Source organism: Kitasatospora sp. NPDC002227 (assembly GCF_040296285.1).
GTDB lineage: Bacteria > Actinomycetota > Actinomycetes > Streptomycetales > Streptomycetaceae > Kitasatospora.
This window is the reverse complement of record NZ_JBEOWY010000019.1, coordinates 120,206-134,180: the sequence shown is the minus strand read 5'-3', so window position 1 is coordinate 134,180 and position 13,975 is coordinate 120,206. Positions and strand designations below refer to the sequence as shown.

Annotated in this window: 13 protein-coding genes; 6 read left to right on the top strand and 7 right to left on the bottom strand. The window is 72.4% G+C overall.

Going from position 1 to position 13,975, the window contains the following annotated elements; all coding sequences use genetic code 11:
• Positions 1-253: 253 nt before the first annotated feature.
• The 3 genes from ABT095_RS19360 to ABT095_RS19350 all read right to left on the bottom strand — a co-directional run bounded on the left by ABT095_RS19360 (position 254) and on the right by ABT095_RS19350 (position 4,740).
• Positions 254-421 carry a hypothetical protein gene (locus tag ABT095_RS19360; RefSeq protein WP_350530662.1) on the bottom strand — a complete coding sequence of 56 codons (168 nt, stop codon included), beginning with the start codon at positions 419-421 and terminating at the stop codon, positions 254-256.
• A gap of 105 nt (positions 422-526) precedes the next feature.
• On the bottom strand, positions 527-3,328 hold the full coding sequence (locus ABT095_RS19355) for a ricin-type beta-trefoil lectin domain protein (RefSeq protein ID WP_350530661.1): 2,802 nt from the start codon (positions 3,326-3,328) through the stop codon (positions 527-529).
• A 674-nt stretch (positions 3,329-4,002) separates the two neighbouring features.
• A complete protein-coding gene (locus ABT095_RS19350) occupies positions 4,003-4,740 on the bottom strand; it encodes a FadR/GntR family transcriptional regulator (RefSeq protein WP_350530660.1) in 738 nt (245 codons plus the stop codon).
• 155 nt (positions 4,741-4,895) lie between these two features.
• On the opposite strand from ABT095_RS19350, the gene ABT095_RS19345 reads away from it, so the two are divergent.
• From ABT095_RS19345 to ABT095_RS19325, 5 genes are all read left to right on the top strand, one after another.
• A complete protein-coding gene (locus ABT095_RS19345) occupies positions 4,896-5,609 on the top strand; it encodes a (Fe-S)-binding protein (protein WP_350530659.1) in 714 nt (237 codons plus the stop codon).
• Positions 5,606-7,048 carry a LutB/LldF family L-lactate oxidation iron-sulfur protein gene (locus tag ABT095_RS19340; RefSeq protein WP_350530658.1) on the top strand — a complete coding sequence of 481 codons (1,443 nt, stop codon included), beginning with the start codon at positions 5,606-5,608 and terminating at the stop codon, positions 7,046-7,048. The genes ABT095_RS19345 and ABT095_RS19340 overlap by 4 nt, the downstream gene beginning before the upstream one ends.
• Entirely contained in the window at positions 7,045-7,680 is a 636-nt protein-coding gene (locus ABT095_RS19335) for a LutC/YkgG family protein (protein ID WP_350530657.1), read from the top strand. The genes ABT095_RS19340 and ABT095_RS19335 overlap by 4 nt, the downstream gene beginning before the upstream one ends.
• A gap of 224 nt (positions 7,681-7,904) precedes the next feature.
• Positions 7,905-8,567 carry a DUF4097 family beta strand repeat-containing protein gene (locus ABT095_RS19330; RefSeq protein ID WP_350530656.1) on the top strand — a complete coding sequence of 221 codons (663 nt, stop codon included), beginning with the start codon at positions 7,905-7,907 and terminating at the stop codon, positions 8,565-8,567.
• A 30-nt stretch (positions 8,568-8,597) separates the two neighbouring features.
• Positions 8,598-9,377, top strand: a complete 780-nt coding sequence (locus tag ABT095_RS19325; protein ID WP_350530655.1) for an alpha/beta fold hydrolase — start codon at positions 8,598-8,600, stop codon at positions 9,375-9,377.
• A 44-nt stretch (positions 9,378-9,421) separates the two neighbouring features.
• On the opposite strand, the gene ABT095_RS19320 is transcribed toward ABT095_RS19325, so the two are convergent.
• Both ABT095_RS19320 and ABT095_RS19315 read right to left on the bottom strand, forming a co-directional pair.
• Complete coding sequence (locus ABT095_RS19320) at positions 9,422-10,930, bottom strand: GlnX family signal transduction membrane protein (RefSeq protein WP_350530654.1); 1,509 nt, start codon at positions 10,928-10,930, stop codon at positions 9,422-9,424.
• Between the two features lie 250 nt (positions 10,931-11,180).
• Positions 11,181-11,729: a universal stress protein gene (locus ABT095_RS19315; protein ID WP_350530653.1), complete on the bottom strand. Its 549-nt coding sequence runs from the start codon at positions 11,727-11,729 to the stop codon at positions 11,181-11,183.
• Positions 11,730-11,893: 164 nt separating this feature from the next.
• Here ABT095_RS19315 and ABT095_RS19310 point away from each other — a divergent pair, with 164 nt between their 5' ends.
• The gene (locus ABT095_RS19310) at positions 11,894-12,562 is read left to right on the top strand and encodes a DedA family protein (protein WP_350530652.1); all 669 of its coding nucleotides are present in this window, start codon (positions 11,894-11,896) and stop codon (positions 12,560-12,562) included.
• On the opposite strand, the gene ABT095_RS19305 is transcribed toward ABT095_RS19310, so the two are convergent.
• The gene (locus ABT095_RS19305; protein WP_350530651.1) at positions 12,523-13,257 is read right to left on the bottom strand and encodes a PIG-L deacetylase family protein; all 735 of its coding nucleotides are present in this window, start codon (positions 13,255-13,257) and stop codon (positions 12,523-12,525) included. The two genes, ABT095_RS19310 and ABT095_RS19305, sit on opposite strands and share 40 nt — an antisense overlap.
• Complete coding sequence (locus ABT095_RS19300; protein WP_350530650.1) at positions 13,254-13,910, bottom strand: NADPH-dependent F420 reductase; 657 nt, start codon at positions 13,908-13,910, stop codon at positions 13,254-13,256. The genes ABT095_RS19305 and ABT095_RS19300 overlap by 4 nt, the downstream gene beginning before the upstream one ends.
• Positions 13,911-13,975: the final 65 nt, after the last annotated feature.

The window sequence follows — 13,975 nt, the reverse complement described above, 5'->3', positions numbered from 1 at the left end:
TTCTTTTGTGTTGTACCTTCGTGTGATCTTCCTTCCCGCCAAAAAACACCCCGGGCTCACCCCCCGTGACCCGGCCCCCCCCGCGGGGGCCGCCCCTTCTCACGTGCGGCAGGCTGGTCAGCGGACGGTGGGAGCGAAGACGTGAAGTCGGCCGCTGCTCGGCAGCTGGACCTTGGTCAGCCCCGGTCGGCACCGTGGTGGTCCGCCCGGCCCCCGTGACGTTGTTCTCCTGGCCGTCGGCGTAGCCGCCAGTTCACCCGCCCGAGACGAACAGGCCCGGCGCCGGCATCTTCTCGGCCGGATAGCTGTACCCGGCGTTGTCGAAGTCGCCGTTGGCACGCGCGGAGTCCCAGGTCATCATCGGCGCCACCAGGCTCGCGCCGAGCGCTCCCGGCGACCAGCCGAGCACCGATCTCCGCAAGACCTTGCGGGCCTCCCACAGTCAGCACCTCTCTCGAACGATCGAAGGACGGAACGGCCCCGCCGCCGTCACCGGAGCAGTGGTGACGGCGGCGGGGGGCAGCGGTCAGGGCAGGTGCCAGACCTGGTTGGCGGAGGGGCCGGTGGAGCAGGTCCAGATGATCAGCTGGGTGCCGGCCGGTCCGGCGCCCGCGTCGTCGAGGCACTTGCCGGACTTCGGGTTCTTCAGCGTGCCGTTGGGCTGGGGCTGCCAGACCTGGTTGGCCGCACCGGCGTTGCAGTCGTACAGCTCGACCAGCGTGCCGTCGGCCGTGTTGCCGCCGGTGATGTCCATGCACTTGCCCAGCGTGCGCAGCGTGCCGTCCGGGCGGACGGTCCACTGCTGGTTCGCCGCGCCGGCGCCGCAGCCGTAGACGATGATCGGGTTGCCGTTGGCGGTGCTCGCCCCGGAGTCGTCCGCACAGAGCCCGTTGATGCCGGTGATCGGGCCGGCGTGGTCCAGGCCGATCTGGACCTTGCCCAGGTAGGCGGCCCCGGTGGCCGGGGTGCCGGACACCTGGCTGACCGTCATGCCGGAGACCGGCGCGGCGACCTGCTGGACGAGGTAGGACCTGCCCGCGACCGCCGGGATCGAGAACTGGCCGCCAGTGGTGGGGTTCACCACGACGGTGGTCCTGTCGGCTCCGTCGACGACCTCCACGCTCTGCCCCGGCCAGGGGTTGCGCACCGCGATGGCACCGGAGGCTCCGGCGTGGATGCCGACGGTGCCGATGACTCCGCCGTGCACCTGGACCGAGACGGTGCTGCCGCCATGGATGTACTGGGTGCCGTCGGCGTCCCAGCCGGCCGGCAGGGCGGGGGCTATCCGCAGCAGCCCGTCGTAGTCCTGGACCAGCGCCTCGTTGACAGCGAGCGCGACGTTGGCCGCCTGCTCGATGTACGGCTCGGTGCCGGTGCCGCCCCACAGGTCGCCCATGCCGTTGAGGTGGGTCTGGTACTTCTGGGTCAGGGCGCTCAGGTCGGCGGCGACCTTGGCGGAGAGGCCGAGGCGGGCGGCCTGGACCGGGTCGAAGCTCCAGTCGTTCTGCTGGACGTTGACCCGGCTGGTGTAGGTGCGCTGGCCGATGGCGGTCAGCGGCGAGCTGTCACCGACGAGACCGTAGGGCCAGACCGCCTCGAGGTCGTCGTTCTCGGTGTTGTGGATGGCCGCGGTGGGCTGGGAGGACTGGCCGAGCACGTCGGTGCCGATGGTGTCGGCCGCGGCGGTGAGGTTCTGCTGGTGGGTCGCGGCGTCGGTGCGCGGGAGGTCCGGAATCTGCGGGATCGCGGCCTGCAGCTGGGTGACCAGCGCGGCATCGGTGTTCAGCAGTTGGGCGGCCGTGATCGTGGCGGGGAAGAGCGCCTTCATGGCAGCGATCAGGTTGGCCGGGTCCTGCACGTCCCACTGGTTCTCGTGCACGTTGGCGACCGCGTGCCGAAGACCGTCGGTGCCGACGGTGGTGTACGCCAGCAGGAACTGGCTCGCCTGCTGCATCAGCGGGTAGTTGGCGGTCAGGAAAGCCTGGTCGCCGGTGGTCAGGTACTGCTGCCAGGCGAACAGCGCGATCTCCGCGCCGCTGGAGACTGTTTTGCCGTTCCAGGTGGTCACGCTCTGCTGGCAGGAGGCGTCACCGGCGGGGTTGGAGTCGTTCTGGTATCCGTTGCCGTTGAAGCGCATGGTCTCCGGGACGCAGATGCCGGGCCGGTTGCCCATCTTGGCCTTGGTCCAGGCCTGGATGTTGGCCAGGTTCGAGGTGTAGAGGTTGAACAGGCCGGTGTTGAGGGCGAAGGCGCCGGCGCCGGTGTTCGCGGCGATCTGCCCGCGCAGGTTCCACCACCAGTACGCGGCCGGGTACCAGTTCTGCTTGTCCTGCGAGTAGTTGAACAGGTCGGCCACGCCGGCCTGCGAGCCGGGCAGCGGGCCGCGGGACTCCTCGGCGCTGGTGAAGTAGTAGAGCGTGCGGAGCTTCTCCATGTAGTTGGCCGTGCCGTCGGCCGAGGACAGCTTGACCAGGCCGAGCTTGGCCCAGTAGTCGTGCCACCAGGCCAGGTGCGGGGCCCGCAGCGCGTCGGAGGCCGCCGAGGCGTCGGAGCCGAGCAGGGTGGCGGCCGTCCCGGCGGCGTCCCCGCCGGTCCACTGCGGGCTGCCGACCAGGACGCGGAAGCTGCCGTCGGGGTTCGGGGTGAAGCTGACCTTGACGGTCTGGGCGTCGGCGACCGAGGCGCTGACGTTCTGTCCGCCGGCGGTGAGGGCGGCCAGCGAGCCGAAGGTCCGGCCCGAGCCGGTGGTCGCGTTGCTGTCCACCCAGGTCTCGGCCAGCGTGGCGACGCCGCCGGAGGCCGCGGCGGCGGGCGTACGGCCGGACCACAGGTTGACGGTGGCGGTCTGGACGGCGTTCGGGTCGGCGCCCGTGACGTCGACGACCAGTTCGTCCTTGTCGGCGCGGGTGTAGACGGTCGCGCTCATCCCGCCGCCGGACTCGCGCAGCACCCCGTCGTACGGGTCGACCGTGGCGGCGAAGTCGGCGGCGCCGGTGATCCGGGCGAGGCCGGGGATCTGCAGCCAGCCGGGCGACTTGCGCGCGGGGAGGGTGTCCGCCCGGTTGAGCTGGGCGGTGAGGCCGTTCGCGGCCCAGACGGCGGCGCCGAGCGTCCCGTTGCCCAGGGCCAGCGACTGGGCCGCGGCCGTGTTCGGGCTGTGCAGGACGGTGTTGGCCTCGCGGACCAGGTTGGGGGTGTCGACCGAGAACGCGCCGTTGGACCAGGCGGTGGTCGTGGTCGCACCGACCGCCGTGACCGGCGACCAGGCGACGCCTGCGGCACCAAGGGCCAGGGCGGCGATCGCCCTGGATACTCGCGCACTTCGCATGTTGCGGCCCTTCGTGATGGGTGGGGGGAGCCCGGCACACGGTCGGCCGCTCGGCCCTCGATCGAGCGGCCGCCCGTGACCGGTCCGCGGCACTCCGGGGGAGACGGGGGAGCGCCTGCCGCAGTCATCGGATGGCTTGCGGTAGCGAGGACCTTACGAGTCGGCAACACGACTGACAAGAGGAGACCTCGGATGAATCCCAACCGTGACACTCTCCCAGCCGGACCTGCGGCGAACCGCACCCACGCTGGTAGTACCGCCTGAGGCCGACCCCTCCGACGAATCGCGACATCCACTAAAGATCCGATGTATCAACGCGCTCAGTGCGCCGGAGGAGCAGGCCGGCCAGGTACCGGTCATTCTCCCGGTCGGCTCCGAGGTACCTGAGGTCCCGCGCATGGTCCGGTGTCGATAGCGCGCACCGGGTGCGCCGCCGGCAGGCCGAACTGCGCGCAGTGGCCGTTGACCACGGACAGCCGCCCGGTCTCCGGCGAGGCGGCGCCCCACATCCCCGCCCCGGATCGGCCACGCTGAGCAGCCGGCCGGGCAGAGCCGATCCACCCACCGGCGGCCCATGGGCCACGCTCCCACCGCAGCGCCGCCGGCCGGCCCACCGGCTGACCGGACGTCATTTCCGCCACGCCCCGCACCGGGTGTGTGAGCTGACCGCGCGCTCAGGTCGGCTGCGGACCCACCTCGGCGATCACCTGGTGGAAGCCGCGCACGTGGGCCTCCACCAGCTCCCCCGCCCGGTCCGCGTCGGCCTCGGCGACGGCCCGGTGGATCGCGTGGTGCTCGGCCCGCAGCCGGGCCACCTCCGCCTCCCAGTCCGGCAGCTGCCGGAAGGCACCCAGGATGGTGTGCCGGACGGCGCCCCGGACGGCCACGGTCAGGTCCGTGACCAGCCGGTTGCCCGCCGCCTCGGCCAGGGCCACGTGGAAGGCGGTGTCGGCGTCGTTGAACTCCTCCCGGGTCAGCCCCGGCTCGTCCATCCGCGCCAGCAGCTCGCGCAGCCGGGCCAGCTGCCCGGGCGTGGCGTGCTCGGCCGCGAGCCGCGCGCTGGAGCGCTCCAGGCTCGCCCGGGCCTCGAAGACGTCGGCCAGCGGGAAGTTCGCCAGCGCCAGGTGCAGCCGCAGCAGCTGGGTGAGCCCCTCGCTCGGCAGAGCCGCGATCACGGTGCCGGAGTCCGGCCCGGTGCCCACCTTGGAGCGGACCACGCCCTGGGCCTCCAGCACCCGCAGCGCCTCGCGGATCGCCGCCCGGCTGACCCCGAGCAGCTCGACCAGCTCCCGCTCGGGCGGCAGCCGGTCGCCGACCCGCAGCCGGCCCGTCAGGAACTGCTCCTCGATCCGGGCCAGCACCAGCTCGTACGTCCGGGTGCGGGGCACCGGCTCCCAAGCCGAGTCCGTCATGCCGCACCATCCCCGTTCGCGTGTCCGATCACCTCATCCTAGCCCGCGGCGAGATTGGTCTGACCAAACTCCCCGGCGACCTGTACAGTGAGTCCCGCCTATGGTCAGACCAAGCCCACAACGGCCCTGACCTCCCCGATCGCGAGGAGCCGCCCGTGCGCGTCGCACTCTTCGTCACCTGCGTCAACGACGCCCTGTACCCCGGCACCGGGCGGGCGGTCGTGACCCTGCTCGAGCGGCTCGGCGTGGAGGTCGACTTCCCCGCCGCCCAGACCTGCTGCGGCCAGCCGCAGTTCAACACCGGCTACCGCGCGCAGACCCAGCCGCTGGCCCGCCGGACCGCCACCGCCTTCGCCGGCTACGACTACGTGGTGACCCCGTCCGGCTCCTGCTCCGCGATGATCCGGGACAACTACCCGAAGCTCGGCGATTTCGGGGATCTCCCCGACCGGGTCTACGAGCTCACCGAGTTCCTCGTCGACGTCCTCGGCGTGACCGACGTCGGCGCCCACTACCCCCACACCGTCACCTACCACCCCTCCTGCCACGGCCTGCGGATGCTCGGCCTGGGCGAGCGCCCGCTGCAACTGCTGCGCGCGGTCAAGGGGTTGACCCTGCTGGACCTCCCCGGGGCCGAGGAGTGCTGCGGCTTCGGCGGCACCTTCGCGGTGAAGAACCCGGCCGTCTCGGCCGCGATGGCCGCCGACAAGACGCGCAACGCGCTCGCCACCGGCGCCGAGGTGCTCTGCGGCGCCGACAACTCCTGCCTGATGCACCTCGGCGGCACCCTGCGCCGCCAAGGCGCGCCGCTGCGCGCCGTCCACCTCGCCGAGATCCTCGCCTCAACCGAGAAGGAGCCCCTGGCATGAGCGGCACCTACCTCGGCATGCCCGCCTTCCCCGAGGCCGCCGCCGTCTCCACCCGGAACGCCCAGCTGCGCGCCAACCTGACCCACGCCACCCGCACCATCCGCGACAAGCGCGCGAAGGCCGTCACCGAACTCGCCGACTGGGCGCAGCTGCGCCAGGCGGGCAAGGAGATCAAGGACCGCACGCTGCGCCGCCTGGACCACTACCTGCTCCAGGCGGAGGCCGCCGTCACGGCGGCCGGCGGCACCGTCCACTGGGCGGCGGACGCCGCCGAGGCCAACCGGATCGTGGCCGCCCTGGTCAAGGCCAAGGGGGAGCGCGAGGTGGTCAAGGTCAAGTCGATGGCCACCCAGGAGATCGGCCTCAACGAAGCCCTCGCCGCCGAGGGCATCACCGCGTACGAGACCGACCTGGCCGAACTGATCGTCCAGCTCGGCGACGACCTGCCCTCGCACATCCTGGTCCCCGCGATCCACCGCAACCGCTCCGAGATCCGCGACATCTTCCGTACCGCGATGGGCAGTTGGGGCCGGCCAGCGCCCGAGGGGCTGACCGACTCCCCGGCCGAACTGGCCGAGGCGGCCCGGCTGCACCTGCGGGAGAAGTTCCTGCGGGCCAAGGTCGCCGTCTCCGGCGCCAACTTCCTCGTCGCGGAGACCGGCAGCCTGGTCGTGGTCGAGTCCGAGGGCAACGGGCGGATGTGCCTCACGCTCCCCGAGACACTCGTCTCCGTGGTCGGCATCGAGAAGGTCATCCCCAGCTGGCAGGACCTCGAAGTCTTCCTCCAGCTCCTCCCCCGCTCCTCCACCGCCGAGCGGATGAACCCCTACACCTCGATCTGGACCGGCACCACCGAAGGTGACGGACCGTCGGACTTCCACCTCGTCCTGCTCGATAACGGCCGCACCGCCACCCTCGCCGACGAGGTCGGCCGCCAGGCGCTGCGCTGCATCCGCTGCTCGGCCTGCCTCAACGTCTGCCCGGTGTACGAGCGGGCCGGCGGCCACGCCTACGGCTCCCCCTACCCGGGGCCGATCGGCGCCATCCTCACGCCCCAACTGCGCGGCCTGCAGAGCGAGGTGGACGCCTCGCTGCCGTACGCCTCGACCCTGTGCGGGGCCTGCTACGAAGTGTGCCCGGTGGCCATCGACATCCCGGAGGTGCTGGTCCACCTGCGTGAGCAGGTCGCCGAGCACGGCCCTGGGCACCGCGCCGAGCATGCCGCGATCAAGGCCGCGACCTGGCTGCTCGACCACCCGGCCGCCTACCGCGCGGCGCTGCGCACCGCCGCGCGCACCCGCCGACTGCACCCCCGCCGACTGCCACTGCCCGGCCCGGCCAAGGCCTGGAGCGACACCCGCGACCTCCCCCAGCTGCCCGGACAGACCTTCCGCGACTGGTGGCAGAGCAACCGCGGAGAAGGGAACACCACGCGATGAACACCTCCCGCGAGAGCGTCCTCGCCAGGATCCGCACCGCCCTGGCCGACGTCCCCACGGCCGAGGAGCCGCCGCTGCGCCGCGACTACCTCCCGGCGCACCTGCCGCAGGACCGCCCGGCCATGCTCGACGTGCTGGCCGAGCACCTGGCCGACTACCGCGCCCACGTCCACCGCTGCACCCCGGCCGGCGTACCGGCGGTGATCGCCCGCCTGCTGCGCGAGCACGGCAGCACCTCCGTGGCCGTCCCCGCCGACCTGCCGCCCGACTGGCTGGCGGCCGTCACCGGCGTGGCGGTGGCCACCGACGGACCCGCCCTGACCACGTCCCGGCTGGAGACCACCGACACCGCCCTCACCGGCTGCGCCCTCGCCATCGCCGAGACCGGCACCGTCGTCCTGGACGCCGGCCCCGCGCAGGGCCGCCGCATCCTCACGCTCGTCCCGGATCACCACATCTGCGTCGTCCACGCCGACCAGGTCGTCGCCTCCCTCCCCCGTGCCCTGCCCCTGCTCGACCCCACCCGCCCGCAGACCTGGATCTCCGGCCCCTCCGCCACCAGCGACATCGAACTGGACCGCGTCGAGGGCGTCCACGGCCCCCGCCGCCTGGACGTCGTCCTGATCGGCTGACCGCACGGCCGCACCCCCTCCGCGGCCTCGGCGTAGCGTTCACCTCAAGTCCATTGCTACGCCTTGAGTGCCCGAACGTTGCATTGACCATCCACCCAGTGCAACGATTTCCCGCCGTTCACCTGCAATGGCACCACTTCAGTGCAATCAGCTTGTTGTCACAATCTGGAAAGCAACGTAGCGTTTCCGTTGTCAGAAACAAGCGGCGAGCACCGGAGAGCACCATGCAGACCTTCACCACCACCGCCCCGATCACCGCCGTCCTGGACATCCCGGCCGGCCGCATCCAGCTCATCGCCACCGACCGCACCGACACCACCGTCGAGGTCCGCCCCGCCGACCCCGCCAAGAACCGCGACGTCCAGGCCGCCGAGCGCGCCGTCGTCAGCTGCACCGACGGCGTCCTGCGGATCCACACCACCCCGCCCAAGAACGAGCTCACCGGCTCCGGCTCGCTCGAAGTCAGCGTCAAGCTCCCCGCCGGCTCCAGCCTCGAGGCCCGGACGGCCGGCAGCGAGCTCCGCACCGTCGGCCGCCTCGGCGACATCACCTTCGACGGCGCCTACCGGCACATCAAGATCGACGAAGCCACGAGCCTGCACCTCACCGCCGTCGACGGCGACGTCGAGGTCGCCCGCCTCACCGGCCCGGCCCGTATCACCACCGCCCGCGGCGACATCACCGTCACCGAAGCCCACCGCGGCACCCTCGACCTGCGCACCCAGTACGGCCACATCGCCGTCGCCGCCACCCCCGGCGCCTGGGCCACCCTCCACGCCGACACCACCCTCGGCACCATCACCGACACCCTCAAGAACAACGGCACCACCGAACTCACCATCCACGCCACCACCGCCCACGGCGACATCACCGCCCGCGCCCTCTGAACCCGCCCGACACCACTCAAGGGGAAAGCGATGACGAACCCCACCGCCTGGACCGGCCTGATCCCGGTCGACGACACCACCCTGGCCGTCACCGACACCGGCGGCCCCAGCCTCCCGGTGCTCTACCTCAACGGCCAGTTCGCCACCCAGGGTTACTGGCGGCGGGTCATCGCCGACCTGGGCCCGGGCCTCCGGCACATCACCTACGACGAGCGGGCCCGCGGCCGGAAGTCGGGCCGGTCGGTCGACTACTCCTTCGAGGCAGCCGTCCGCGACGTCGACGCCGTCCTGGCCGCCCGGGGCGTCGACCGCGCCGTGGTGGTCGGCTGGTCCTACGGCGCGTTCGTCGCGGCGCACTGGGCCGCCCGCAACCCCGAGCGGGCGCTCGGCGCCGTCCTGGTCGACGGCGCGTACCCCTACGACTGGCTCGACGCGGCCATGGAGCAGCGGATCCGCAAGCAGTTCCGCCAGTGGGGCTGGTTCCTGCCACTGCTGCGCCCGACCGGTCTGGTCCCACGGATGACGCCGGACCAGATGTCGGACTGCAACATCGAGCTCGGCCGGATCTCACGCGAGCGGGAGCTCTCCCCCGTCCTCGACTCCGTCACCGTCCCCACCCGGTACGTGGTCGCGTCGGGGGCCTCCCTGGGCAGCCGCGGCGACGAGCAGGAGCGCATCCGGACCAGCCTCGCCGGCGTGACCGCCCGCAACCCGCACATCCAGGTCAGCGCCAAGGTCGCGAGCAACCACGGCGCGATCCTCAAGAAGGACTTCCACGCCGTCGCCGAGGCCGTACGCGAAGTCGCCTGAGCGCCGGTGCCGTCAGAGCGCCGACGCGCAGGCCGACCGAGCCCTCACGCGAACTCCCGCAGCCGAGGCCGCACTCCACCCGCCACCAGGGCGAGCGCCACCACCAGCGCCGCCACCCCGAGCCCGGCCGTCGTGGCGTCCAGGTCACCGTCGGTCGCTGCGACCGCCCGCTCGAAGGCGCGCTGGTTGATCGCCTGGGTGTCGTCGAGCGCGGCACTCAGCACACCGAAGTCGGCGTTGGACTGACCGGGGGCGATGCCCGTGTTGAAGGTGACCGCGTCCTTCAGCCGCCCCTCGCCGCTCAGCTCCCGCATCTTCCGGTCGTCCCGCTGGTACTGCTGGAAGGACGCCAACACCCGCTCCGCAGCGTCCTGTTCACCGTCGAAGGTGACATTGCGCAGCTCGTCCCCGAGATACCCGCCGAACGCGACCGGGTGGCGGCCGGCCGCCGCCGCGAGTTCGGTGTTGTACGTGCTGAGGGTGGCGCCCTCGACCCGGGCGACGGACTGGGTCTTGTCGAAGAAGCTCTGTTCGTACGCGGCCGCCCGGGCCGGGTCGGTCAGGTACCGGCTCTCGTCGGCGTTGAGGTCGTACGCCACCGCACGGGCCCGGCTGAGGGCGATCACCGAATCGAAGGAGTTGCTCTTCGCCACCGTCAACTCCCGCTCCGCTCCGGAGGTCAGGGTCAGCGCCGAGACCAGCGCGGCGAGCACGAGCAGGCTGGCGACCGCCAACGGCAGGTTCACCAGACGCCGGAAACGCACCGCGAGCAGCCGCTGCAGCACCCCGAGGGCGGCCAGCGCCAGCAGCCCGGCGGCCAGGATCTCCCACCAGCCACTCGCCAGCGAATCGCGCTGATCACGGTAACTCTCCTCCACTACATTCGAGTTGGCCCTGGTCAACTCGTCCACGGCCGGGAGCAGCCGCTGGCGCAGCAGGTCGGTCGCCTGCCGGTAGGCCGCCAGGGCGTCCGCCGACGGGCGTCCGGCCGGAGCACGGGCCTGGTCCTCGAGGAGTTGGGCCCGGGCCACCAGGGCCTCGTAGCTCCCGAGTTGGCCGATCACCGTCTGGACGGCCGCCTGCCCGGCCAGGTCGCCGGACACCGCCTCGGTGACTCGCTGCAGGTCACCGTCGGCCTGAGCGCGGCGCTGCTCATAGGTGTCCAGGGTCTGCTTGCGCAGCGCCTGGTAGTCCGGATCCGCGCCGAGCAGCAGCAGGTTGGCCGCCTGGGCGTCCATGTCGTTGAGCGCGAAGTAGAGGTCGGCCGAGCGCACCACCTGCGGCGCGGCCCGATGGCCGATCACATCCGCACCGCCACGGGCCCCGGCCAGCACCGCGCCGGTCACCACGCCCGCCACCAGCAGCGCGACCAGGCAGATGCCGGTCAGGCCCCGGACCAGACGCGGGGTGTGCCACCACGCCCGGCTGCGCCAGGACCGTTGGCCGGGAGCTCGCGGCTCGGGTCGCTCCAGGCCGCCTGTCGCCTGCCGCGTCCACACCGACTCGGCCGTCGTCAGTGCGACAGGTCTGCCGTCCGATCCACCCCTAGGCATCGCCGCGCGCTCCTCCCTCTATCACCGGGACCGTCCGGGATCGGGGTTCGGCAGCCGGTGACCCGTTTCCTCCCGGCTGACGCTAGGTACGCTCGAACGCCTGTCCGCCACTCCTAACGGATCCTTGATCCGCCGAGGGCCGATCTTGACGCGATGTTGACGCCGCCCGTGTCGCACCGGTCGTCGAAGCCGTTACCGCCGGCCGAGCCGCGTCCGTTCCCGCTGACCCCGCGGCGCGCCCCTGAACTCCTCAGCGGATCGGGGCCGGTGCGGTCGGCAGGTGCCAGGCGTTGCGGCGGTGGAGGGCTTCCAGCTCGCGCTGGAGCCCGGGCCTCGGCACCGCGAGGACGGGGCAGGAGGCGTGCTTGACGCAGTAGGCGGTCACCGACGGTCGCAGCCCCCGCCGCAGCCGGCTGCCGCTTCCGGCCCCGACCACCAGGACGTCGTCGGGCCGGTCGGCGGCCCGCACCAGGGCGGGCGCGGCGTCGCCACGTACCACCTGGGCGGACAACCGCACTCCGTCGGGAGCCCCGCCGAAAGCCTCGGCCAGGGCGTCCCGCAGGCGCTCGACGGCGCCCTGCCGCCAGGCGGCCAGCAGCGGCGGGCAGGGCGCCAGGCGGTAGGCGTGCTCACCGCCCTGCGGGGCCCAGGCGAGCACCGCCAGCACCTCGGCGTCCGTCCGACGGGCCTCGTCGACGGCGCGGTGCAGGGCCGCCAGACTTCCGAGCGATCCGCTCACCCCGACGACGATCCGCCCCGTGCGCCGCTCGCCGCCGTAACCCTCGCTCATGCCCGTCATGTCCGTTCCTCACCGATTCGGCTGTCACCTCAGCCAAACCCACCGGCGCCGGGCCGAGCCGCCCCTTGACACCTCCTTGACGCGCAACAGGGCGATCCCAACATAATCTTGATCGCCCCGCCCCATCGGTCGGGCCTCGAGCACGGACGCCCTCGGATCGGACGATGACGCCCCAACCCCTGCCCGGGCCGCTGGCCCACCTCGAACCCCTGCTGGACGACTACGGGTACCTCTCCGTCGGCCTGCTGGTGTTTCTGGACAACTGCGGGGTGCCCGTCCCCGGGCAGACCGTGCTGGTGCTCGCCGCGGTGTACGCGGGGACTGGGCGGATGAGCATCGCCGCCGTCATGGCCGTCGCCTTCGCGGCGGCGGCAGCGGGCAACACGCTCGGGTTCGTGATCGGGCGGACCGGCGGCACCGCCTTCGTCCACCGGTGGGGCCGGTACGTGCTGCTCACCCCGGAGCGGATGACGCGGGCGGCGCACTTCTTCGACCGGTACGGCGGGCGGATCGTCACGGTGGCCCGGTTCGTGGACGGGCTGCGCCAGTACAACGGCATCGTCGCGGGCACCACCGAGCTCGCCTGGCGCCGCTTCCTGCCCGCCAACCTGCTGGGCGCCGCGCTCTGGGTCGGCCTCTGGGGCGGCGTGGGCTACGCGACCGGCGACAACATCGGGCCGATCTACCACCGGCTGCTGCGCTACCAGAACGTCCTGCTGGTCGCGGCCGCCGCGCTCCTGCTGGGGTACCTGACCTACCGGTACCTGCGCGGGAGGCGGCGGCCGCCGAGCGGTCAGAACCGCAGCGGCACGACCTCGAAGGACGACGCGTAACGCACCCCGAGCCGCTCCCCGGCCTGGGCGGAGGACCGCTCCAGGAAGGTGGCGGCGTCGGCCATGTCCCCGCCGAGGCCGGCCAGGTAGGCCTGGTGGGCCTTGAGTGAGGCGATCCCGGCGTCCAGGTGCTCGGAGACGTCCACCGCGTGCCGGCCCTGCGGCGAGGCCGCCGCCCAGACCTCGCGGACACCGCCCCAGGGCTCCAGGCCCTCCTCGGTCAGCTCCCGGAACACCCAGCGGTTGCCCGCGTCCCGGACGCCGTCCACGGTGGCCCGGCCCACCGCGATGTGGTCGGCCTGGTTGGGCACCACCCCGCCGTAGGTCTCCCGGAAGTTGGTGGTGATCACGATGTCCGGGCGGTACCGGCGGACCACCCGGGCGATGTCGCGACGCAGCGGCAGGCCGTACTCGAGCACGCCGTCCGGGTGACCGAGGAAGACCACCTCCCCGACGCCGACCAGCGCGGCGGAGGCGATCTGCTCGGCCTCGCGCACGCTCTTGCACTCGGCCGGGTCCATCGAGTCGATGCCGGCCTCGCCGCTGGTCACCATCACGTAGACCACCCGCTTGCCCTGGGCCGTCCAGCGGGCGACGGCGGCCGCGGCGCCGTACTCCATGTCGTCGGGGTGGGCGACCACGGCCAGCGCGGTCTGCCAGTCCTCGTTCAGCGGCTCGAACGGTTCGGCAGTCACTGCGCCCGCCGGATCTGGTAGTTGAAGTCGGCGTGGCCGAACTGGCCCATCAGCTTCAGCCAGAACGGCATCAGCATCTCCAGGCCGCGCGCCGAGGCGACGCCGCCCATGTCGATGACCGAGCCGGCCGGCCAGCCGAACTGCTCGAGCACGGCCGTGACCTGGGCCTTGGCCGCCTGGTCCTCACCCGCGACGAACAGGTTGTGCTCGCCGGGCACCCGGCCCGGGTCGACCATCACGGCGGCGGTCACCGTGTTGAGCGCCTTGACCACCTTGGCCCGCGGGAACTCCCGCTGGATCTGCTCGGCCACGCTGTCGGTGTTGACCGGGTCCAGGCTCAGCTCGCCGGTGGCCGAGAAGACCAGCGGGTTGGAGACGTCGATCAGCACCTTGCCCGCCAGGTTCTCCTCCCCGGCCAGGCGCAGCGCCTGCAGCGAGACGGTGCCGGAGGTCGCGTTGAGCACCACCTCGGCGGCCTGGGCGGCCTCGGCGAAGGTGCCGTTGTGGCCGTACGGACCGGCCTGCTCGGCCCAGGCCAGCGCGGCGGCGTTGTCCTTGGTGCGCGACCCGAGGGTCACCTCGTGGCCGAGCGAGACGAGCTTGCTCGCGAGGGTGCGCCCCACGGTGCCCGTCCCGATGATCCCAAAGTGCATGTGCGTCAGCTCCCCGTCCACCGGGGCCCGACCTCCGGGCCCCGGTCGCACCATAACTGACGTGC